Origin of the sequence: Bradyrhizobium sp. WSM2793, assembly GCF_000379585.1 — a bacterium.
Taxonomy (GTDB): Bacteria; Pseudomonadota; Alphaproteobacteria; order Rhizobiales; family Xanthobacteraceae; genus Bradyrhizobium.
Genome location: NZ_KB902821.1, coordinates 1 through 22,368, shown reverse-complemented (window position 1 = coordinate 22,368; position 22,368 = coordinate 1). Strand labels below are relative to the sequence as shown.

Annotated in this window: 12 protein-coding genes and 8 pseudogenes; 7 read left to right on the top strand and 13 right to left on the bottom strand. The window is 59.2% G+C overall.

Annotated elements, in window-relative coordinates; genetic code table 11:
* Positions 1–568, bottom strand: a pseudogene (locus A3AS_RS46210) (IS630 family transposase); the annotation flags it as partial.
* A gap of 1,959 nt (positions 569–2,527) precedes the next feature.
* Positions 2,528–4,012, bottom strand: coding sequence for a tetratricopeptide repeat protein (locus A3AS_RS44360; protein ID WP_018322525.1), 1,485 nt, complete (start codon positions 4,010–4,012; stop codon positions 2,528–2,530).
* Positions 4,013–5,446: 1,434 nt separating this feature from the next.
* Between A3AS_RS44360 and A3AS_RS47975 the strand changes: the two genes are divergently transcribed.
* On the top strand, positions 5,447–5,590 hold the full coding sequence (locus tag A3AS_RS47975) for a hypothetical protein (protein WP_018322523.1): 144 nt from the start codon (positions 5,447–5,449) through the stop codon (positions 5,588–5,590).
* Between the two features lie 409 nt (positions 5,591–5,999).
* Here A3AS_RS47975 and A3AS_RS0137255 read toward each other — a convergent pair whose 3' ends face one another.
* On the bottom strand, positions 6,000–6,860 hold the full coding sequence (locus A3AS_RS0137255) for a MaoC family dehydratase (RefSeq protein ID WP_018322522.1): 861 nt from the start codon (positions 6,858–6,860) through the stop codon (positions 6,000–6,002).
* 1,160 nt (positions 6,861–8,020) lie between these two features.
* On the opposite strand from A3AS_RS0137255, the gene A3AS_RS0137250 reads away from it, so the two are divergent.
* Positions 8,021–8,617: a class I SAM-dependent methyltransferase gene (locus A3AS_RS0137250; RefSeq protein ID WP_084674995.1), complete on the top strand. Its 597-nt coding sequence runs from the start codon at positions 8,021–8,023 to the stop codon at positions 8,615–8,617.
* A gap of 719 nt (positions 8,618–9,336) precedes the next feature.
* Here the strand turns inward: A3AS_RS0137250 and A3AS_RS46205 are convergent.
* The 3 pseudogenes from A3AS_RS46205 to bioB all read right to left on the bottom strand — a co-directional run.
* Positions 9,337–9,710, bottom strand: a pseudogene (locus A3AS_RS46205) (IS701 family transposase); the annotation flags it as partial.
* A gap of 351 nt (positions 9,711–10,061) precedes the next feature.
* Positions 10,062–10,415, bottom strand: a pseudogene (gene panD, locus A3AS_RS44355) (aspartate 1-decarboxylase).
* Between the two features lie 125 nt (positions 10,416–10,540).
* Positions 10,541–11,423, bottom strand: a pseudogene (gene bioB / locus A3AS_RS0137230) (biotin synthase BioB); the annotation flags it as partial.
* 211 nt (positions 11,424–11,634) lie between these two features.
* On the opposite strand from bioB, the pseudogene A3AS_RS46200 reads away from it, so the two are divergent.
* Positions 11,635–11,999, top strand: a pseudogene (locus tag A3AS_RS46200) (GntR family transcriptional regulator); the annotation flags it as partial.
* A 532-nt stretch (positions 12,000–12,531) separates the two neighbouring features.
* Here A3AS_RS46200 and A3AS_RS46195 read toward each other — a convergent pair.
* Positions 12,532–13,067: pseudogene (locus A3AS_RS46195) on the bottom strand (transposase); the annotation flags it as partial.
* Positions 13,068–13,082: 15 nt separating this feature from the next.
* On the opposite strand from A3AS_RS46195, the pseudogene A3AS_RS49650 reads away from it, so the two are divergent.
* Both A3AS_RS49650 and A3AS_RS49645 read left to right on the top strand, forming a co-directional pair.
* Positions 13,083–13,208: pseudogene (locus A3AS_RS49650) on the top strand (transposase DNA-binding-containing protein); the annotation flags it as partial.
* A gap of 407 nt (positions 13,209–13,615) precedes the next feature.
* Positions 13,616–14,479 carry an IS4 family transposase gene (locus A3AS_RS49645; protein WP_245283381.1) on the top strand — a complete coding sequence of 288 codons (864 nt, stop codon included), beginning with the start codon at positions 13,616–13,618 and terminating at the stop codon, positions 14,477–14,479.
* Positions 14,480–14,595: 116 nt separating this feature from the next.
* Here the strand turns inward: A3AS_RS49645 and A3AS_RS46190 are convergent.
* The 5 genes and pseudogenes from A3AS_RS46190 to A3AS_RS50230 form a co-directional block, all read right to left on the bottom strand.
* Positions 14,596–14,799: pseudogene (locus A3AS_RS46190) on the bottom strand (IS66 family transposase); the annotation flags it as partial.
* Between the two features lie 55 nt (positions 14,800–14,854).
* On the bottom strand, positions 14,855–17,005 hold the full coding sequence (locus tag A3AS_RS44350) for a recombinase family protein (protein WP_018322516.1): 2,151 nt from the start codon (positions 17,003–17,005) through the stop codon (positions 14,855–14,857).
* Positions 17,006–18,156: 1,151 nt separating this feature from the next.
* Positions 18,157–18,444 (bottom strand): transposase, encoded by a 288-nt coding sequence (locus A3AS_RS50240; protein ID WP_371260746.1) that lies wholly within the window; start codon positions 18,442–18,444, stop codon positions 18,157–18,159.
* Positions 18,366–19,013 carry a DDE-type integrase/transposase/recombinase gene (locus A3AS_RS50235; RefSeq protein WP_371260745.1) on the bottom strand — a complete coding sequence of 216 codons (648 nt, stop codon included), beginning with the start codon at positions 19,011–19,013 and terminating at the stop codon, positions 18,366–18,368. Before A3AS_RS50235 ends, A3AS_RS50240 begins: the two co-directional genes overlap by 79 nt.
* Positions 19,014–19,154: 141 nt before the next feature.
* Positions 19,155–19,439, bottom strand: a complete 285-nt coding sequence (locus A3AS_RS50230) for a transposase (RefSeq protein ID WP_371260744.1) — start codon at positions 19,437–19,439, stop codon at positions 19,155–19,157.
* On the opposite strand from A3AS_RS50230, the gene A3AS_RS0137190 reads away from it, so the two are divergent.
* On the top strand, positions 19,383–20,408 hold the full coding sequence (locus A3AS_RS0137190; protein ID WP_084674996.1) for an IS110 family transposase: 1,026 nt from the start codon (positions 19,383–19,385) through the stop codon (positions 20,406–20,408). The two genes, A3AS_RS50230 and A3AS_RS0137190, sit on opposite strands and share 57 nt — an antisense overlap.
* A gap of 495 nt (positions 20,409–20,903) precedes the next feature.
* A complete protein-coding gene (locus A3AS_RS44340) occupies positions 20,904–21,284 on the top strand; it encodes a MarR family winged helix-turn-helix transcriptional regulator (RefSeq protein WP_018322513.1) in 381 nt (126 codons plus the stop codon).
* Positions 21,285–21,461: 177 nt separating this feature from the next.
* Here A3AS_RS44340 and A3AS_RS44335 read toward each other — a convergent pair.
* On the bottom strand, positions 21,462–22,368 hold a 907-nt coding region (locus A3AS_RS44335; RefSeq protein ID WP_018322512.1), incomplete at its 5' end, for a S9 family peptidase.

Sequence of the window (22,368 nt, the reverse complement as noted above, 5' to 3'; positions counted from 1 at the left end):
GGCTGGCTGCGGTCCAGCGCTTGGATTTGCGACTTCTCGTCCACGCAGAGAACGATGGCGTGCTCCGGCGGCGAGACATAAAGTCCCACGACATCGCGCACCTTGGCCACGAAGTTCGGATCGGTTGAGAGCTTGAACGTCTCCATCCGGTGCGGCTGGAGCCCGAAGGCCGCCAGATGCGTTGGACCGTCGACACCGATAGGCCGCTGGTCTTCGCCATGTCGCGGGAGCTCCAATGAGTGGCGTTCTCAGGGCAACTCTCAAGCGTCTTCACGATCACGGCTTCAACGCGGGCGTCGTCAATCGTGCGTGGCGCCCCGGAGCGCGGCTCGTCATGTAGCCCGTCCACCCGCCGCTCCACAAAACGCCGACGCCATTTGCCTACCGTCGATCGGTCCAGGCCCAGCTTGGCCGCCACCTCCTTATTCTGACCGCCTTCCGCGCAGGCCAGCACGATCCGGGCTCTCAGAGCCAGCGCCTGTGCCGTCTTTCGCCGCATCGTCAGCGACGTCAGTTCGGCACGCTCATCATCGCTCAGTATCAGGGGGGCAAGTTGCAGGACCGCCATTGCAGCCTCCGTCGCTGTTTGCCTCCATTCTTGGCACCGCGACGCGAACCTACTGCGAATCTATGATTGCGAACTTGTGACTCGGGACACTAGCGCGCCGCCCTTCAAGCGCAGCGTCAAATGAGCAGCATCGCGATTGACTTTAATGATGACCCCATCGAGGGCCGTCCGCAGCAACTCTTTCGCGCGGCGTTGTCGTGCCCGCGTTCCAGACGGAGACGGGATCAGGTCCGAGCGCGAGCAGGCGGTTACGCTCTGTTGGCTGATCGTATTAAGGCGCGCGGCCTCAGCACGTGCAGCGCGCCAGTGCTAGAGACTTTTCTCTTGGCACTTTTGCCATATACATAGGCGCCAGCATAGACAGGATTGGTCAAGTCCTGATGGATGGCGGCGTAAGACCCAGACCTCAGCGCGAACGTGCAGTTTGATCCCATCTCGTGCGCAAAAGATGGCGAATGGCGGTAACGACAGCTTCATCGGGATGGAACCGGACCTCGCCATCAGTCTCGCCCCAGATGAAGCCAACGGGCAGACCGCACCGCCTTATTGCGGACTCCGCCGTTGAGGCGGGCCGCAGCACAGTAGTTCGGCCTCGCTCATCGTGCCTTCGAGCCGCAGCAAGAGACGAACATTGAACACTGCCGGATGATAAATGCTGTCGGCAATGCCGGATCAGCCGTAAATCCGTCCAGATCAATCAGGCGGCACTATGCGACGTTGTTGCGCGCGAGCCGCAAGAAGGCTCCGAGACCGCGTACCAGACCGACGCTCGTGAGCGCCAATTCGGCGGAGAGACGTGCAAACGCCCGAACGCGCCATCGCGCACGAACCGGAGAGGCAAAGATCCTCGACGATAACAATAATGCGGTCATCGGACGAGCCGAGGTCGCGCGCTTTGCCCATGAGCGCACATTGGCGCTTCTTCGGTTCGCGATTGTGCTCGTCCTGTGCGGCGCTGAATTGACGTAGATAGACCGCGGCCTCTCGAGAGTGACTTGACGCAATCGTAACGCATTCGTTCATCGCTTGCCTCTGCCAGCGCCGCTCTGAGGTAGGCGTGAGACGCTGCGCGCCAGACTCTCGATTGCCGCCATTGGGCGGCTTCCTCGATTTGTTCCCACGCAACTGGCGCGGTTGGTGGAACATCGGGCTGATTGAAGAACTCCAGGTTCATTGCATGGCGGTTGCACCGCGCCGGCTTAGCACCCCGGATGCAGAGAGCGTCGACCAACTTGCGCAAGTGGAGCAAATCCCGAGCTTGCCAAGATCGTGCACAGGGTCATCGGCGTCGATTGGCGGTGTGTCTCCAAGCGGGGCCCCGTTCCAATCGGTCCAGCCCGCCGGAAATCAACGACTGACTGCCATCCAGCAAGACTGTAAAGAGATGGTGGATGCCGCGCCGCCTAATGGTGTCGATCACCGCCAACGCCCGATCTTCGAATGCGTGACGCTTGTGCCTGATCGTCACCGGTTCGCTTTCGTTCGTTTCTCTGGACCTGACCTGACGGGATCACGTCCAGCCTTTCGCGACGCTCACCATTATCGCTCTTTACGATAGCAGCTCGCGGTGATTTGGAACCGGCACCTGATCGCCGGTCCCGAGGGGCCTTCCCTCGTCTCTTACATAGCTCCAGATCTCCATCGTGTTGACGTGTTCGGGGACATGCGATGCTGACCCAACTTGCCGAACAGGATCGTCGCCAGGAGCCGGGGGTCCGATACGGTACATAGCTGACACGTGGGGCGACTCCAGGATGTGACCGGCTGGAGCCCTTTGTTTGTGGAGGGCGGCATGCGCCGGCGCGCCTCGCGATCACCGACAACGGCCGGGTCGTGATCGCGGCCAAGGACACGACCGGCACGACCGGACGGCTCTATTACACCATCGGTTCGCTCGGGGCGGGCGTAGGGAGTCGAATTGGCAATTTTCGTCGTTCGGAAATCGATCGCTTTTGATCCCTATTCGGAAGGAGCGACCTGCCCGACCCGGCCATCTCTGATTTCGCTGGTTCGTTCCAACGTGGCTCGAATGTCGCCGGCACCAACGGTAGCGATCCATGACTGGGAATCTGCGACGCCGAATGATATGAAAAGCCGTTCTTGATCTGGATGCCACGCCATGCCGACCGCAAATTCCACGCCCTTTCGCTTGAAATAGAACGGGCGGCTGACGCCCGCGAGGTGATTTGAGCAGTTGAACCAGACGAACCGATGAAAATAGAATCGTCTTTGTTCGGCGTGGACCTGCACGTGAATCAGGGCGAGCCAGCCGCCATCGAACGGAACCAGCTGGGAGCCGCCTCGAAAGTGCTCGGCTGAAATCTCGGCAACGCTCTCCTGAATTGTATGGCCGTCGAAAGCCACGACCCGGGTCGGGTCGCAGAGATAGATGAACCTTAAGTCTTCGCCTTGGACTTGCGGCATCCAGTTTTTTTCGTGTGCCTTCGGTCCATCAGCCTCAAGCTTTCGCCAATCCACCATACGATACGTGCACTCGCCCTCGGGTTCGAGACGCGCCAGTATTTGCTCGCGCCACCCCTCGGGCGATAATTCCTTAGCAGATGCGCTGCCCCACAAGTCCCCGCGCCAGCTGAACAGGCGAATATCGTCGAACCCTAGAACGAGCGGAAATGCGGGCGGTGGCAAGTCTTTTGGCGGCAGAATTTCGGCGGTGGAGCGGACCGAAAGATCAGTATTGAGACGAAGCAGGAAATTCCGCGTGATGAACGGCTGCCCTTCGGGCCTGCGATATTGAAGGCCATTTTCGGTCGTGACGTAGTTCATCGCTCGTTGAGCGACGAAGAGTTGATCGCCCAAGCGCGTGACCGACGGATTGAGCGGCAGGTACCCATCGGGAGGACAGAAATCGATCTGTTGTGCCTTGAACGATGGCAGAAAGATATCGGCCGCTTGTACGTAGAAGCGGAGGTTCGACCAGGCCAGTTGCCGCGCCCCTTGTGCGGTGTCTCGGCTAAGTGCGAGATAATTGCACGCGGCGAAGCCTCGATCTTTCCGGACAGGGTCACGGGATTCGTTCGCGACGATCGAATATTCTTCAAGCAGGCCGGTTGTATAGACGTAATCCTCCACGAACAGAATGTCTGCCTTGGGATATTGGACCGTCAGACCGAACTCCGCGAACAATGCAGCTGAGTGGGTCAGCCCCTTTTCTCGATAAAACTTGGCAAGGTCATAGAGCGGCTCCGCTCGCTGTGGACGTTGATCGAATGCGGCGAGAGCCTTGGCGACAAAACTGCCTTCGTCGCCGAGACTACGCAGGCAACGCGCTTGCTGCAGGCGCGCCATCCAGGCCTCCTCCTCCCAGCCACCCATCTTGGCGCGCTTATCGTACGTATCGGCGGCCTCGGTGAGACGACCGGCGTCATGATAGAATTGAGCAAGGTAGAACCAGCGACGAGCGCTTTCGGGATTGTCAAGCGGCATAACGTGTTCCTCACTTATCGCACTATGCTGGAGCAAAGTTCAGGCCAGTCAGATGTTATGGAATCTTCCGGATTACTTGAGGTCGCGATGTCATGCTCAAAACAGTTGTGGGTTCTTTCACACAGAAGCGTAGGCCTGCGTTATGACTGGGATAAACGGCAAGCGCCTTACCGCAGCGGCTATCCTAACGAACTTCCCCTACCCTGCAACGCGGTGCAATTGACCGGGCCAAATACGTTTGCCAGCGAACGGACCGTCACCAGTTTTGCCGAGGACACGTTCCCGTACCACCCGTGCAAGCACTTCTGACCTGATGTAGCGAATTTGGGGCAACAGCGAAGCGCTCAATATCGCCCAACAAAACGTTTGAGCTCGAAGATATCGGGGGGACTCGCGCATTCCCAGGTGAGGCCGCTGTCGATCGAAATGAACCGCATGCCTCTTGACGTTGCAAAATTCACCGTCCAGGCTGAGCGAGTTGGCCTTTAAGGAGCGGACATTGGCGGTGGGCCCCGACGTGCGAGATTCCGGTGACGAGCGCCGAAGTTTTCTTCGCGGGTCTCATCGACATCTGCTCCTGGATCTGAAGACATCAATCGCAAGAGTCGTATCTTCTCTTCCGAGCGCCAAGCGGATGAAGAAGCGCCAGTGGTGGACGCCGATTTCCATTACATTCCCGGAACGCCGATCTCGCGTTTGTGCCGAAGCAGTTCGGCGACGACGTGTGCAGCCGTCGGTACAGCCAGCCTTCTACCTGCTCCATACCGCTGTGATAGCTGATTGCTGCAGCAGACTAACGCATTAATCGATGGCCTTTTGAGGGATAGGACCGCTGGTTGGCGCCCGCACCGCTTGATGAGTTGCAAATCAACGGCCGTGAGCCAAGCAGCGCCGACATTGCTTCGCCTTGTCGCAACGAGATCGTCGAAAAAAGAAACGGTCTCGTCTTAAAGGCGCAGCGGAGCCCATAGCGGCTAATCGTCTTGCGCCAAGTCTCGCCTTGCACATGATAAGCTGCAGCGTGCTCATTCTACCTCCCTCCAGCCGGTCGGCATACTAAGCCGCAAGCCGAGGGACCGGTCCAAGTCAAGCCGCCTCGCCGGGGGGGCTTTTTCTGCAGTTTGGGAGGCCTCAAACCCTTCGGAAGCCCACCAATGACGCTGATGATCCCGCGCGTCGTTGATATTCTACATCACAGCATCGGTCCGCTGCCAAGCGGCCGAATCGACCTCGCAGCCATGGCCTATTCCAGCATCTGGGGTTGATCTGCAAAGCAGGTGAGGGAGCGCTTATGGCGACCCGACCTATGCGACCCGGCACGGGGGCAATCAAGGTGGCCGCCTTGAGCACGACGCCTATCACTCCAATAGGAGCGAGGCGGAAGGAACAGTCGACCGCTTCTTCCGCGAGGCCGATCCCGACGATCGCACCTGTATGGTGCTCGACTTCGAGAACCAGACCGTACTTTCCAAGTGCGATATGTCGATGATGCAGGCGTTGCGGCTCGTCGAGGAACAGCTCGGCCGCAAGGCGAAGATCTACTCCGACAATCGCCCGAAGGAGCTGACCGCCCTCTGACCTCGCCAATGTGCAAAGCTACGATCTCTGGCTCGTGCAATATGGCCCGAATGCTGTGCTGCCGCTGGCGCTTCACACCCACTGGCTTTGGTAATACACGGGCGTTGGCCTCGACTTGCCGCCGCACTCGATCGACGGCGTGAAGGGCTCGGGCGTCGATCTGAACCCTTTCAAGGGCACGCACGAGGAATCTGTGGCGAGCCGGCGGATCACGCGATCTGCGGATGTCGTTGACTCGCGCGCGAACAGCTTTACGTGCACCTCGACGACCCACGCCCCCACCCACGCCGGGACCGGTGATATCGGTCGTTCCTGTTTGTCATCCGCTGTTTGTCATTCCGATTGTCGCGACGCGCACACCGAACTCTCGAGAAGCAGGAGTTTGTGCTGACGCGCCGCCCTGACTGCATTAGCTCAGCACTGTCATGCCGTTCTTGATCACGGTGACGCCGCGCGCCTTCACCTTGGCCTCGAACGAGATCACATTACCATCCCTCCACATGTAAAGCGTCACGGTCTCGCCTGGATAAACCGCCGACGAAAACCGCGCCGCGTGCCGTCTGAACGCAGTTGGATCATAATCAGCGTAAGTTTGCAAAATGCCCCGGCAGGTGATGCCATAGGTGCACATGCCGTGGAGGATAGGTCTCGGAAAGCCGGCGCATTTGGCGAACTCCGGATCCGAGTGCAGCGGGTTGCGGTCACCGCACAAGCGGTAGATGAGCGCCTGATCGGGTCGGGTTGAAATATCGACAGTTAGGTCAGGCGCGCGGGTCGGAACCAGGTGCGGCTCGGGCTGACCTTCCGATGGCCCACCAAAACCGCCATCACCGCGCGCAAAAAGCGAGGCGACCAACGTCGCTTGCGGTTCGCCATCGGTGTTCTTCAGCACGGTCTGGTGCCTGATCACGGCGCCCTTGTCTTTGCCCTTGTCGAACACCGCAAGCACGGCGGAATCTGCAGTGATATGAGCCGCGGTCGCAAGTGGTCTATGGAAGGTGATATCGCGCTCGCCGTCGACGACCATGACGCGGTTGAGATTCATTTCGCCAGGCCGCGCGCCCCAAGCGGCCACGGAGGCGAAGGTTGGCACGACCTTTAATGGCCGCGGCGTCGCAGTCGCCTCATTCACAAAAGCAAGCTCTTTCTCATCCTGCGGATCGGCGCCCATGCCGATACCGTAGGCGTAGAGCATGACCTCGCGATTCCCGTAGCTGTATATCTGACCGAGATTTTTCATAGCCATGAGCTGTTCGTAATTCATCGGCATTTTTTGCAGCTCCTACCACTGTCCAATGACAGTGCTCGTTGTGAGCCTCTGCCCTCGCGCTCGAGGGCGGCAACCTGAACAAACTCGCTGGCAAGTCGCATGCCAGCAAGCAGCGATTTGATATGTTATCTTTTCGAAACGGGCCTGTTCGCTTGGCAACGACATGTCGGGTTCCCTACCAACACCCGCGAAGCGTTACACGGCGGCGGATCAGATGCCCTCTCGCGGGTGCGCGCGCTGATAAAGCGTTACGCGTGCAACGACAAGGATATCTATTCGCGTAGCACCGGCCGATCAGCTTGGCTTAGATCGAGGATCATCCAATCAAAGAATATCCCACTTGACTATTCAGACCAGAGCGACGCCGCGCGACGCCTGATAGCGGAACGACTGTACTCGACCGCTCGTAGCGAGATCACTCGGAACTCCGAAGTGCGAACCAAAGCCCCCCACGAAGTTCGCAATCCTTCAGGGCCCGCACCATTTCGACGCGCTTGCACGACCTTGAGTCCTACGGCGTCGGCGCCGCACGACAGATAACTCTCCGGCGTTCGTCTGGTGCTCCCCGTAGCCGAGATGTCGCGGAGCTCGCCTCGCCCCCGTGCGCCGAGGGCGAGAGTTTCTGAAAGGACATCCGCATCGTGCAGGAGCCGAAAGCCCGCAGGCCCGTTTAACCGGCTGCCTTGGACTGCAGCACGTCAAGGGCCGGCATAGCCTTCGACTTGTTCGCGCGCCGAGAATCGAGATCTGCTTTTTGACGCGACATCGCTCCGCGATGGTCTGCCTAAACACTCATCGTCCTTCTTGACGCCGTCAGCCAACACCGCGGTTGCTGAATTCCTTTGAGCGCCGCGGGGCTTTCCGTGTATCGTTGGTCACGCGAGCGTTCATCTACGTGCTGTTGTGGTGGGGAAACCGCGACAGTCGCGCCATCGTGTGAATCTGGTAGGAGACAGCAATGGGATACGAGCATAAATTCGGTTTCGCTGGCGTGCAGCTCTGGAACGGTCACGACCAGCCGCCAGGGGCTGAGCTTGTCCGACGGAAGAGGGGTATTACACACTCGTCAATGATGGCGGAGATAAGATCTACGAGCCAGGCAGCAAGACGATCAATGGTGAGGTGGGCGACCATCAAGTACTTCTAGAGGACGAACGTATATGCTAAAATTACCAAAGGTGACCGTCACGCCAGCAAAGTTGAATTGGCTCAACCAGTCGCGGCGCCTCATGAACCCCAACGAGCTAGAAGTTCTAGCGTCGCTCATGCACTCTATAGGGGCCACGCGGGCGGTGGAGACGGGCTGCCACGAGGGTCGCACGGCCTTGGTGCTGCTGCACAACGTATCGACGCTTAGATCCTACGTTGGCATCGACGTTCCGCCCGATTTTGACGCTTCTCGGCTGCGATGCCCTGTGCAACACGGTGAGATACCTCGGGATCCTGGTCATCTCGCTGTGCACGACGACCGCTTTCGCCTGCTGGTGCGCGAGCGCGGTTCGTTCGACCTTACGCCGGAGGACATAGGTGAGTGCGACTTCTTCTTTATCGACGGGGACCACAGCGACGCTGGCGTGATCAACGATACAAGGCTGGCCTGTCAGTGCGTACGCAACGGAGGCATTGTCGCGTGGCACGACTACCACGACCTCGGTACCGTTGACGTGCGGGAGGTGCTTCACCAGATGTACGATGCTGGCACTGACATCAAGAACGCGGCGGGCACTTGGGTCGCCTTTAGCGTGGCGCGTAAGTGATTGCCGCAGTGCTTGGAGCCGCGGGCTGCGTCCCGGAGATCTTGGAGGCAGGGAGCGCGCTGCTCGGCTATCCACCGCAGCGTAGTAGCTTTTGAGGGGAATGCATGGCGGCTGGGGCGCAGGAAAAGCCTACCCCGAGCCGTCGTCAGCGTGGTTCCACGACTACGGGCATAATCTCAAGTTCCGCGAGTACTTGACCGGAGGCCGCCTACAAGACTGGGAGGCATCTCCCAGCTGGTCGCCTCAGTCGTGAAGCAGCATCTCGGCTACAAATCGCTCGATCCTTTGCGGCGTACCATCACCGTGCAGATAGTCACTTCGTGCTTCGCGCGCCGTGAGCCGCGTTGCGTTCGGCGCGTTGGCGGAATCCTTCGCGAGAAGCATGTCGGAGGTGGACGACCGAGCTGATTGGCTCCCCGACCCGAAGGAGATCAAAGGAGGAAAGCGTTTCTATCTATAGTAGAGTAATATCAACACAACTACACGCAGACGACGGCGGCAAATCGGTGAAGCAGATCCCCAATTTCCTATTCTATGCGCAGCCGATCCAAGGAAACGGAGTAACGAAGCTGTATTGCCGGTTAATTTTACTGCGTCATGGGCGGCGACGTCCATTTAATGCTGCGCTGGCGCCACAGCACGGACATTGCGGCAAGGTTTTGATGAGTGCGCGGATCAATCGGGCGCGCATGGTTGCGACCGAGTTCGGGATGTGGCGCTCAAGCCGCGTGGGCGGAGCCTCTGGATCGATAGTTGTCGGGTAAGCGAGGTAGCGGGTGCGGCCTTGCGGAACGAGGTCCTGACGGGGGAATCGTCGCCTGCTCGGCGATTAGCAAGCCGTAGGCTGCGATGCACAGCGTTGCGTGATGGAAGCTCCGCCAACCGCGTCCCTCGTATTGGCCGAGGCCGACTTCCGGCTTGAGCTCCTGATAGTCACGCTCGATGCGCCAACGCAGCTTGGCGAGGTCGACGAGCCGCTCGAACCTGATGGTCTCCGGCAGAGTGGCGAGCCAGTATTTTGTGGGCGCTGCTTCACCTCTGGCCATTCGATCAACAGCCACTCCGCCAACTGAAATACACTCTTTGACGTGTCAAACGATACGAACAATCGTTTGCAGGGGCGACTTCTTCGTTTGAGGTTCTCGGCGACGTCTCTTGCAGCAGAGCATCGGAAGGAGGCCGTCCACCCAACACGAGAGCCCGACGCGGCGGCAGGGCTCGACATCAGGTCCTGGCGTTGGTTACCGCAGATTGCCGGGATCGGATTTCGGCCAGTTCTCAAGCGGTTCAGCACCGGCAGATTTTCTTGCTGCTCCGCGCGAATGCGACCAGCATGTCAATGCTGCAATATGATTGCCAAATTTGCCAGCATGGATTGGCCGTATTCTTCACTGCCAGGGTGGCGATCCGCAAGAGTTCCGTTTGGCCGCTAAGCAGAAACATTTCAACCTGGCAGGATGCGATTCTCTCGGTCAACCAGCACAACATGCGGCCTGAAGATTTTTGCTTCCGCCTCGTCATAGGAGGCATATGCAACGATAATAACTCTGTCTCCGGGCATCGCGAGCCGCGCAGCTGCACCATTCAGGCCCATGACGCCTGACCCCCAGGGAGCTTCGATTACGTAGGTCGCAAACCCCGCTCCAGTGGTCGACATTGTAGATTTCAACGCGTTCGTTGATCAAAAATCCCGCAACCGCCTATCAGAGTACTGTCGATCGATATTGAGCCCTCATAGTGCAGATCGGCTTCGGTGACCAGGGCGCGCGATGGATTTTGCCATCAACGTGATCTGCATATCTCACCTTAGCTAGATTTTGCACACAGCGCTCTCGCTGCCCTGTTTCATCCAGGTAAGACCGGCGATTCCGAGCGCTCGAGCAAATTCGCGTCGCGGTCGCGCTGCGGGGTTTTTGGTGGTTAGAGCACGTCGCCGATAAAATTGAATTTGCGCCGGCCAAGAAGCACAGCGCCTGCAGCATCGGTCATATACTGCTGTCCGGCGGACGACCACACGACGCTCTCGATGATCCGGGTCGTCGCGACCAGGCGCACCAGCGCGACCGGATCGGTACGCTCCGCGACGTCGTTGGTCGGCGCGCCTTTGACCCCGTTGCGCAAGTTGATCGGCACGCTTTCCGGATGGCTGGGGAGATTGGCGAGCAGGACGAGCATGCCGAACCGGTCTTCGACGCGCTCGCCCATTGCGATGCCGCCACAGCCGAACTTGATGCCGGACTGGCGCACATGTGCAAGCATGTCGACGCGGTCCTGCAAGGTGCAGGTGGGGTCCCGCAAGGTGCAGGTGGTGATGATCTTGCCGTAGAACTCCGGCGAGGTGTCGATGTTGTGATTGTTGAAGTCGAGGCCGGCCTCGGCGAGCCTCGCGGCCTGCGTCGGCGTCAGCATGCCAAACATCACGCAGATGCCCATCCGAAGACCCTTAACCGCGCGGACCCGATCGAGATCGCGATCTTTTGGACTGCGCCAGGCTGCGGCCATGCAGAAGCGGGTCGCGTCGGCGTCCTAGGCGCGCTGCGCCCTGGCGGTCACATCGATGCGATTCATCAGGCGGGTAGCTTTCACGCCGGTGTCGTAATGCGCGTTCTGCGAGCAGTAGCAGCAATCTTCCGGACAGACTCCGGTCTTGATGCTGAGCGGGCTTGCGGTTTCGACGTGGTTGGATCGAAGTTCTGGCGGTGAACGCTGTGCGCCCGAAACATAGGCCATAGAGCGCTTCGGCCTCGGCGAGCTCCGAGTCCCCGCGGACCCGCGCGCTGCTGCTGTCGTTGTCTTCCGCTCCCACAGCATCACCCTAAACCTTGCTTTCACTCCGAGATCATCAATATTAGCTATGATAGTACGATGCTGCGCAGAAGTTTAAATCGGGCTTGGTGCGAATAGTTTGCGAAAATTGGCCCTGAATGTAGGAATACTGCAAGAAGGAGCTTGCTTCTTGCCGAATTCGCGGCCGTACCATGTGGCCGCCGCCTGTAGGATGCAAGCGCGGATCATGATTGGTGGCAACCAATACGACGATTGCGGGGCGTATTGCGCACTCAATCGGCGAGCGCATCATCAGCGACGAACTCGAGCCAGAGGCCCCGCTCCGGCAGGATCCTGTCGCGCGAGACTTCAATTCGAAGCCATATCCCAGTGCGGCAGGCCTTTCGACAACTGGAGGCTCAACATCTTGTGGTCGCTGTTCCTCGTCTTGGCGTGCGGGTTGCCACCCTCGATACCAATTTGGTGAAGGAGATCTCCGAGATGCGCGCCGCGCTCGAAGTGGTCGCGTTGCGTAATGCGACACCAAAGCTCAGCCCATTCGGCACGGATCGAGCTCGCCCTGATTGAAGGAGATAATGCGCAGACGATATCGGACTGAACCTACAGAAGCCACCCTTGACGGCGTCAACAGTGGAGTTGGCATACACCATCAGGCAACTGCGCGATCTCCCGCGCATTCAAGAATTGCTGTTTGCTCATTTCCAAAACACCTGGGCGGCGGGAAGCTGAAGCGTACACGTCGACGTCAGGGTATGCATGACGCCGGTTAATCTGCCAGATCTACGGCAAATCCTTGGCGCCTGTTCGATCGGCTGCGTACCGCGATTCGAGCGCTTTGGACCGGAGGCGGTGCCTTAATACGGAGAGAATCGTTGTAGAGAGCTTGAGGCGGCTAAAACAGAAGTGCTGGAGCGTGCCGCAGATCCGCTACCATCTCTATCCTTCGGCGCAGGAGAGTTTAGCTTTGCGACGCCGTTCGATAACCGCGTCGTCAAGCGCCAGACGCTGCGTAAAATGACATTTGCTTTGAGCTTTCATCTGATCCGTCGCCTAGCCGCCGTCCACAGATGAAAGTTACTGCACCGCAAGATTGCGTCGTCAAATGTAAGCAACAAGCTTAGGCCGTCAGGTGGGTGGTTCCATGGCATGATCGCATCGAGTTCGCTGCTCGGCTGGCGATAGGCTGAAGTATTAGGGCAAGCCAGGCGAACGGATCGACGTTGTTCATTCTCGCTGTCTGCAGCAGTGTTGCGATGGTCGGCCAGGTTCGTCCGCCGCCGTCGCAGCCCGGAAAGAGGCTAGTCTTTCTCGTAATTGTTGGTGGTCTGATGGGCGATGTTGGAGTCGAGCTCGCTGCGGCCGGAGGAAGCGTTCGAAGACGGCGCGGCGAAACCGCATAGCGGATCGCCTCGGCTAGTTTTGATTTGCCGGAGATCCGCCGCAAGGTCTGCTGCCAAAGATCGAAGAGATCTGCGACGACCGCGGCGGAGGCTTGCTGGCGAGCGGCAACGCGGGCGTCGGGGCTTTGACCGCGCACGGTCTTCTCGACTTGCCAGAGCTTCGCCATCCGCTCGAGCCTCGTCGTTGTCACGCTCGAGCTCCCAGCAACCTGCAACTCGTAGAACCTGCGCTGGCTGTTTGACCGGCAGCTAGCCAAGGTGATGCGTAAGCGCGGTCCTTGGAAGGTGAATGTTGGATTGATCGAGAGAGTAGTGGATGCGAGTTTAGGGACGCGCGGCTCGGCGACAGATTCCGCAAACTGCTCACGCAGATTGGAAGCGCCATGGGACAAAGCATTCCGCCCGTCTGCCAAGATTGGGCGAATACCAAGGCAGCCTACCGCTTCTTCTCTAATGACCGGGTCAGCGAAGCAGACATTCTGGCCGGCCATTTCCAATCGACACGTGATCGTGCCGCCGCCGCTGAATGTCTCGTTCTTGTGCTGCACGATACAACCGAGTTCAGCTATCAACGCGAGAAGTCAGAAGCGATTGGCATCACCAAGAGCATAAGCAGTGGACGGGATGGCGGGTCGCCTCAGATCGCACACGGTTTGCGGCATCCTGATGCACTCGAGCCTCGCGGTTACAATCGAGGGGGTGCCGCTGGGGTTGGCGGCCGTTCCGGAAGAAATTCAAGGGGACGGCTGCGCTTAAAAAGAAGATCAATCCGACACGGATTCCCATCGAGAAAAAGGAAAGCGTCCGGTGGTTGGAAAATCTCAAGCAGTCTACGCAACTGTTGGATCATCCGGGACGATGCATCCATATTGGTGATCGCGAGGGTGACATCTACGAGCTTTTCTGCGCAGCACAGGAGATCGGAACTCATTTCCTGATCAGGACCTGCGTCGACCGCTTGGCTGGAGATGGGGATCACACGATCGCCGACGAAATGGACGACGTCGCCGTCAAAGGGCTCCATCGCATCGAAGTCAGAGACAGCAACGGCGATCCCGACCTGGCCGTTCTTGAGATCAGGTATCGCAAGATTCGCGTCCTGCCACCGATCGGAAAGCAGAAACGCTATCCCGCTCTGACCCTGACGGTGATCCATGCCGAAGAGCGCGGGACGCCGAAAAACAGAAAGAAGATCGATTGGAAACTGATCACCGACCTGCCTGTTGGTTCCCGCACCGACGCCATTGAGAAGCTCGAATGGTATGGTTTGAGGTGGAAGATCGAGGTGTTCCACAAGATCCTCAAATCGGGCTGCAAAGCTGAGGAGTCGAAGCTCAGGACCGCCCAGCGTCTGACCAATCTGATCTCGCTGTTTTGCATCCTGAGTTGGCGGGTCTTCTGGATGACGATGCTCAACCGCTCCGCCCCAGACGCGCCGCCAACCCTCGCGTTGACTGCGACTGAAATCGGCGTGCTCGATCGCCTCGTTAACGACAAACCAAAAGCAAGACAGAAAACGCTCTCGCACTATCCGATCAAGATCGCCCGGCTCGGCGGTTATCTCGCCCGCGCCAGCGATCCGCCGCCCGGAAATACCGTCATGTGGCGCGGGCTGTCACGCCTCACCGACATCGCGCTGGGCGCCATGGTCGGAGGAGAATTTGTGGGTAATTGAAAGCCTCACCGCACGGTTACGGTGATGCCATCATTGCCGCGACCAGATCGCGCGAGCTTCTTGACCTCGCTGAAGATGCGGTCGGCCGTGATCTCGAGCTCGAAGCCGAGCTTGCCCCCGAGCGTTTCCGATCGTCGGCCGAACCGATCGAAGGCCTTCAGGATCTGCATCAGCCTCGATGCGCGCGTCGGCGTTGCAGGCCTTGAGATCGGCGACCGCGCTCTCCAGAGCGTCGGCGCGGGCCGTCTTCTCGGCCATGGCGAGCACCATGGCCTTCAGCGTCTCCACGTCATTTGGGGGGTGAGATCGGGCGGCGCCATTGGGCCCACCAGAGCGCATTTCGCCCCGTCTCTCTTGCCCTTTCAGCTCACAGATTCACTTCGCCGCATTACCCAAGAATCTCCGGCGGTTTGACCGCCGCGGTCCGGCCCCTCTTCCAGTACCATGTTGATGCCCCTCCTTGTTAGGCTGACAGATTCTTAGATCAAGTTGCGCAATGACGTGGTTTCGAAGGTCTCGGACAGCGTCAAGAATGGATGGTTTATTCGGGAAGAGATAGGCGCCGCTTGGCTGGCGATCAATCAGCAAACGCTTACTTCGGATCTGCACATAGAGCCAGTTCACCGGGATCTTGAGCGTGCGGGCCAACTCGGGTGGGCTGAGGAGTGCTTCGTCATGCTCCCATCGGTTGCGCTGGGTAGCCACCTTGATGGCAGCGGCACGACGGAGCCGCCCAACGGTGATGGGCAGCACCTTATCGGGGCAATGAGGAGAGCGGTGCCCTTCCTGAGTAAGGATTGCGGCGATCTCGTCATCTGGGACGCCGTCGCGGGCAAGCGCCAGCAGGCGCTCCCGCATCTCTGTACCTCGCGTCAATCTGGTGACGGAGTTGACGCTCATCTTCACTTCGAGCTCCGTCACGGCGCCTCCTCGCCAGACGATCCTGGCCAGGGCCAAGTCGTGTTCACCGCGGTCGAGCACGACCTTTTCGATCAGGCACCGCAACAACGCCTTCCGATGCGCATCCGAGATAATCTCATCAGCCCAAATCTGTGGCAAGCGGCCGGTGAGGCTGATGACCTTGTTGTCGAGCTCCTTGCTTATGGCCACTTGTGTGATGGCTTTGGAGGGCATCTGTCGGGCAAGCGCCTCTTCGGCGGCGCGCACGTCGGTTAGCGCCGCTTCCCATCGACGCTCGAGTTCCGAGGCGACCAGGCGATTGTCTGGATCAGCTCGGTTGAACTGTCGTTCGGCGAGCGCCGCCGTGTACCGCTTGCGCTCGAGCTCTCGTTCTGCGCTGGAACGTAACGCATTGTTCATCTGCTGCTGGACCCGGCGGGAGTGCGACAAGGCATCGAGTTCGGCCGGCGCCAGTGCGGTTAGGAATGCATCGGCAACGGCCGCATCGATACGGTCGGCCCGGATGTGTTGGCAGGTTGGTTGGCCTTCCTGGGTACGCAGGTGATTGCATACATACTCGCCGCCCCCCTTGTAGCGGACGTACATCTTATGGCCACATCGTGCGCACCAGGCGATGCCGTGGAGCAGAAGCTCGCCATCGCGAGGCGCGCCTCGGGTTTTGATGCGCATGTATTCGGCTCGGTTATCTCTAATGACGGCTCGGATTTTTTCATAAATTGGCCAGTCGATATAGGCGGGATATCGATCTTTGACGACGATCCGCCACTCCTCAATCGGCCGCGGAGCCTTTTGCGGCAGGGCGCCCTCCCGCTTCGGCGGCTGGAAGCGGGTTCGTCCATAGACGAAGGCGCCCGCGTATGCGGGGTTCTTCAAGACGGCCGCCACCGCCGCCAGTGTCGCGCGCGTCCAACACAAATCGCCATGCCGATCACGACGTGGCAGTTCGAGGTCACGCTCGTTCAAGGCCCGCATGACCTTGGCAACGCTGCGCAGTTGCAGGAACAGCTGGAAGACGAGACCGAGCCGCCCTTGCACGGCCATGTCGGGATCCTTAACGACCACGCCGCTCGGATCCCGCATCAGCCCTATTGGCAGCATAACCGCAAGTTCGCCGCGTTCGGCTTTAGCCAGCAGGCCGGCGGTCAGCCGGCTGCGGATCGTATGTAGCTCAAGTTCGGAGATCGAACCTTTCAGCCCGAGAAGCAACCGTCCGTTGGGGGTGCCCGGATCATAGACACCATCGCGGTCGGCGATCAGACAGCCACGCAGGCCACAGATATCCAGGAGCGGATACCAGTCGGTACAATTACGCGCCAAGCGAGTCACGTCGATCGACAGGATGAGCCCCACTTCACTCAGGCCGACACGGCCAACGAGTTCTTTGAAGCCGTTACGATGCGCCGTAGACGCGCCGCTCAACCCGAGATCGGCGTCAATCACGTCGATGGCCGCCTCACGCCATCCGAGTTCGCGGGCGCGCTTGCGAAGCGCGTATTGAAGGCGCAGGCTCTCCTGATTGCTTACGACCTGGTGGGGCGTCGACTGCCGGATGTAGACTACGGCTTTGCGCGCCAAGTGGCTTGGAGTGACCAACTCGGACTTCATGAGGGATCTCCGCCAAAATCGCGGCGACGTCTTCGTCGATCTGGCGTCGGAGCGCGGGCGTCAGCGTCGACCAAAGATCGGCTGGATCCATGCTCATGTGCGTCGGGACAATCCGCTGTCGATAGAAGCTCGAGTAGAGCCTCCATACTCAGCTTAATCTGATTTGCTTCTTGTCCATAATACTCGATTGCGGTTGCCTGAATCAGGAGACTGCTTCCCGTGCGAAACTCGACTTCATACGAAGCGGGAACGCTTCGGCCTCGCTGGCCGATCTTCCTGATCACTCGAAATGAGCGGCCGTACAAAGGATGGTGGGGATCCCGAACTTCGACCACCTCCGGAAATGATTCGTCAGACTCACTATTGGGGACATTCCTCAATCCCCTCGTCCAGGGCCATCAACTGCGCAGGATTCAGCTGCACCCGATGATGCCCGATCCGCGGCTAGCAGAACTTCGCCCACGCCGGAGCCATCCCACCACACAATCTTTCTGAGCCGGCAGAACCAGTGCAACTAGGCCATCGAAACACTTGCGGAACTCGACTGGATGACTGGCCAGGAACGCCGTCCACCCCAGAGGGGATCATGGCGAACGCGTCGCCCGGATCACCCGCTGCAAGTGCGCCTCGTCGACACCGACGCCAGCGCGCACGACCACCTCGCCAATGGCAATCTCGATCACTGCGCCTGCCACAGAAGCTAGCACACCCGCGCAACTCGAGCGCCGCGCGCAATAATGCCGCTTGCCTCGAGTATCACGCCCAGGCGAACAGCTGCAACGGGTGAATGCCGACCCGGCGGGCGATCGCCGATACGCTGGCGCCAGCTCCAGCGCCTCTGTCACAACTTGGGCTTTTTGAACTCGTCCGAGCAGCGTCGGCCAGCTGCCGCGGCGCTCCCTCAAGACCGGCGACCGCTTCGATCATATGGAAGGTACTAGTTTCACAATTAGGCACAGACATAGAGGCTCATATCGGCTTATAACTGAGCACCCGATAGCCGATCGCTCAGCCACTCCGCCAGATGGGATCTCTTTGCCGCTTACCACCAAATACGATTGCGATTTGGATGTCCAGACCCCGTCTTCACACCCGATGCGGATGGCGGGTTGCGACTCTGGCCGGACGACGGTTGTGCCGCCACTGAATTTTCATCCGGTTAGAGTCTCGGGGTTTTGTACGCCAAATGGCGCGGGTGGAGCAACGGACGATCGGCGGAGCTGGTAGGGATTGCGCAGCCGTTCGTCCGCTGCGGTGAGTTGGGCGGCATAGGCCGCTGGGGTCAGGTATTTCAGCGATGAGTGAGGCCGCCGGATATTGTAGTCGGCGACCCAGTTGGCGATCTTGGCGCGGGCGTCATTCAGATCGAAGAACAGGGTCTCGTTGAGCAGTTCATCGCGCATCCGGCCATTAAAACTCTCGATGAAGCCTTTCTGCATCGGCTTTCCTGGCGCGATAAAGTGCCAATCGATGACCGTGTCCTTGCTCCAGGCGAGCATGGCTTGCAGGTGAACTCGGTGCCATGGTCGGACACGATCATTCCTGGCTTGCCGCGTCGCTCGACGATTGCCGTCAGTTCACGGGCGACGCGCCGTCCTGAGATCGACGTCTCCGGAATGGCGCCCAGGCATTGCTTAGTGACGTCGTCGACGATGTTGAGAATGCGGAAGCGCCGGCCGTTGGCGAACTGGTCGTGGACGAAGTCCAGCGACCAGCGCGCGTTGGGCCTCGCATCGATCAGGATCGGAGCATGGGTCCCCACAGCTTTGCGGCGAGCCCGCCGCTTGCGGACGGTGAGCCCGTCCTCGCGATAAGCCGGTAGATCCGATTGATCCCCGAGGGCTCTCCCTCCCGTCGCAGCAGGACGAATAGCCGGCGGTAGCCGAACCGCCGCCGCTTCGCGCAACCAGCCGCGCAGAGCCGCGTCCGCAGGGCGGCTGGAGTGATAACGGATCAACTTCCGATCCGCGCCCACGATCGAGCAGGTCCGCCGTTCCGACAGACTCATGACGGCCTGCAGATGCGCGACCACAGCGCGCTTGGCGGCGGGCCCTAACATTTTTTGAAAGCAGCTCGCGAAAGGCGGCCGCGTCGAGCATCTGCTCCGCCAAAACCTTTTTCAGCTTCGCGTTTTCCTCTTCCAGCGCCTTCAGGCGCTTGGCCTCAGAGACATCCATGCACCGAATTTGGCCTTCCAATTGTAGATCGTCGCTTCGAAGATCCCATGCTTGCGAGCCAGGTCAGCCGTCTTCACCCCAGCCTCATGCTCCTTCAATACCGCGATAATCTGCTCTTTCGTGTTGGGGTGGACGGCCCCCTTCCGCCACAGTGCGTGGCAAGATGAGGTCGTCCCTGACCCCCAACGAAGGAGCCGCCCGTGGAAATGATTGTTCGCATCGGTTTGGATACGTCGAAGAGTGTATTTCAGCTGCATGGCGTTGACGGGACGGAGCAGCCGGTTTTACGGCGTAAGTTGAGGCGCGGACAGGTTTTGGAGTTCTTCAGTCGTTTGCCGCCCATGCTCGTCGCACTGGAGGCTTGCGGGGCATCGCACTATTGGGCGCGGGAGCTGCAATCGCTCGGGCACGAGGTGGCGATGATCCCGCCGCAATATGTCAAACCGTATGTGCAGCGCGGAAAATCGGACGCTGCGGACGCCGAGGCAATTTGCGAGGCGGCAAGCCGGCCGAAGCTGCGCAAGGACTTTGTGCCTATTAAAAGTGCCGAGCAGCAGGGCGCACAGATGTTGGCGCGTGTGCGCAACCAGTTCATCGGCAGGCGGACCCAACTCGCCAATTCGATCCGTGGCTACGCCGCAGAATTCGGCTTTACCGCGCCCAAGGGGCTTTCCCGGCTTCAACAATTGATGATCGACATTCAGGCCGACGCAACGGTCCCCGACTTGACGAAGGAGTTGGTGGACGCTTTGGCGGCAGAACTGGCGCGCGTCGATGACCAGATCGCCAAGCTCGACAAGAAGCTCATGCAACTCCACCGGAATAACGAGATGAGCCGACGGCTGGCGACTATCCCGGGCGTCGGTCCGATCGGTGCGACACTGCTGTCAATCAAGGTCGTGGACGCGCGCGGGTTTAGGTCGGCAAGAAACTTTGCCGCCTGGCTTGGCCTAACACCAAAGAATCACTCGACGGCCGGAAAGAATAGGCTCGGCGTGATTACACGCGCCGGCGACGGCATGTTGCGAACGGTTTTGGTGGCCGGCGCGACGGCTGTGATCGCAGATATGCGCCGACGGGAAACTCGCTCCTGGCCCTGGCTGAAAGACATCATCGCACGCAAGCCGCCGAAGCTGGTGGCCATAGCGTTGGCAAACAAGCTGGCGCGGATTGCCTGGAAACTGATGGTCAGCGGCGAGCCGTATCGACCTGCAAGCAGCTCGTGACAATGCCGACGTAGACTTAACCGAAATGCAGAGCTTGGCGCCAGACCGACAGGTTTGACGCTGAGGACGGAACTTGCAGGACAGGAGAGGTGGTACGTTCGGCGCGAGCCGGTCAGCGAAATGCTCCGCTCGGTTTACCGGCAGAAAATGCCGCTCTCGTGTTTGGATTTCACTGTCCGCGAAGCCCATCTTGGCCGGTGGTCGCAAGACCCGAAAACAGGCCGGACATATGAGCGCAAGCGATCCGAGCATGCTGCCAGAGCCAATCCTTGCAAGTCGGGGGCCGTCCACATATGAACCTTGCTCGCTTCATCTGTCCGTCCTTCGGGCCGGACTCTAGCTCCTTCTGAAGGAAATACTGAGTGGCAGGTCACCATCCCGTTTTTCATGGAAAATTGAAGCAGAAACGTAAAGGCCCCCGCCTTTAGAGATTTCATCTGGAACATCGTCGAGATCCATTCGCAACTCGAGGAAATACACAAAGGCTGGGCGCAGATGTTAGGAATAACCGAAGCGCAGTGGTTGATCCTAATGGCCATCGACGAGCTCGATGAAGGTCGCGGCGTCTCGGGCATAGGCGTTGCAAATAAGCTGCGTATTCATCCCGCCTTCGTTACCAACCAGACCAAGAAACTCGAACAAGTGGAGCTACTGATCCGGGTAACCTCGCCTGAAGACGCAAGATTTCTCCAAATGTCGCTGACTCAAAAGGCGCGGGAGGAAATCACGAAACTGTCAATCAAAAGACAAGCACTTAACTCGACGATGTTTGGCGGCCTGGACGAGGAGTCTCTCGCCTACCTCAATAAACGGCTTAACTCGATTGGCAAGAATAGCCGATTGGCATCTCAAAAGCTAAGTATCGGCATATTGTAGGAATCGAGCCGATCGATACCGGGCTCGCCGTCAGAGCCTCGTCGATTAGCAATGCGCAAGACGGAATACGCGAGGGCCCTCGTAGACGCGCTACGGACAACAGTTGAGGAAATTGTAGCGAGGGCTCCGCATTTTGCACGCGCGATTGGAATCACCGCCCGTCTTTGCCAGGAATGGCTATCGAGCTGAAGCGTGTGCGAGCTTATCTTCTAGCCATCCGAAGATGCGCTCATCGGAAACAACGAAGTTTTCAATCTCTCCTACGGGGGCCCGCGTCAACGGCGGCATGGCCAGCTCCAAATCGATGCGCACCGCTGAGCAATCAGCTTGTAGTTTGATCGCCTCCGGCACGCTGACCGTACCGCGCCCACCGGCGACCACGAGAACTGGGCATCTCAATTGCCGCACCGATCGCAAGCGATGCTCTGAGGCTACGTTCTCGTCCACCGCATCTGCACTCCCCGTCATCCAGCCGACAGACGCCAAAGTTCGAGCCCAATTCCAGAGGCCGCCGTCACAAACCGCCGCAGCAATGCGGCGATCAGATATGGCGAAGTCAGTAGCTAGGGCAGCCGACAAGCCCTCCCCATAAACGCCAATCCGAGTGGCATCAACCTCGGGCCGATCGGACAAGTAATCCAAACAGCAAGACAACAACATCTCCGACTGGCCGCACCACTGATTTGAGACGTCGTCGTGAGAAACCACGAGAACCGAGATGCCCCGATCAGTTGCCACGGGCAAGAGCCGCCCGAGCAGCGCCGCCCCTGATTCTTCTTCCCTGCTGATACAAATGACTGCGGGGGTGCACAAATTGGGATTGCCAGCAGGCAAGTAGCAGGCTCGAAGTTCAGTGTGATCGCAGCACGCAATTTCTACTCGTTCCACCTTCCGCTCCAGAGATCCGAACCTCTGAATGCCAGCCTCGACTTTGGCTGAAACGTCTCCACTTTCTGGATCGTCTTCATGCACTAACCGCCTGGCAACTTCAAAGGCGGTTAGTGCACAAAGCCAAGCTTCGCTCGCCTCATCCAAGGCCCCCCTCTTGATATTTAGGTCACCGACAAGGCAATGAGCGTCCCCG

Bases quoted from the DNA above. Each gene is read 5' to 3' on its own strand.
- A3AS_RS44360 (WP_018322525.1), bottom strand. From the start codon at position 4,012: ATGCCGCTTGACAATCCCGAAAGCGCTCGTCGCTGGTTCTACCTTGCT.
- A3AS_RS47975 (WP_018322523.1), top strand. From the start codon at position 5,447: ATGGTGCTCGACTTCGAGAACCAGACCGTACTTTCCAAGTGCGATATG.
- A3AS_RS0137255 (WP_018322522.1), bottom strand. From the start codon at position 6,860: ATGCCGATGAATTACGAACAGCTCATGGCTATGAAAAATCTCGGTCAG.
- A3AS_RS0137250 (WP_084674995.1), top strand. From the start codon at position 8,021: ATGCTAAAATTACCAAAGGTGACCGTCACGCCAGCAAAGTTGAATTGG.
- A3AS_RS44350 (WP_018322516.1), bottom strand. From the start codon at position 17,005: ATGAAGTCCGAGTTGGTCACTCCAAGCCACTTGGCGCGCAAAGCCGTA.
- A3AS_RS50240 (WP_371260746.1), bottom strand. From the start codon at position 18,444: ATGCAGAAAGGCTTCATCGAGAGTTTTAATGGCCGGATGCGCGATGAA.
- A3AS_RS50235 (WP_371260745.1), bottom strand. From the start codon at position 19,013: ATGAGTCTGTCGGAACGGCGGACCTGCTCGATCGTGGGCGCGGATCGG.
- A3AS_RS50230 (WP_371260744.1), bottom strand. From the start codon at position 19,439: ATGCAGCTGAAATACACTCTTCGACGTATCCAAACCGATGCGAACAAT.
- A3AS_RS44340 (WP_018322513.1), top strand. From the start codon at position 20,904: ATGTTAGGAATAACCGAAGCGCAGTGGTTGATCCTAATGGCCATCGAC.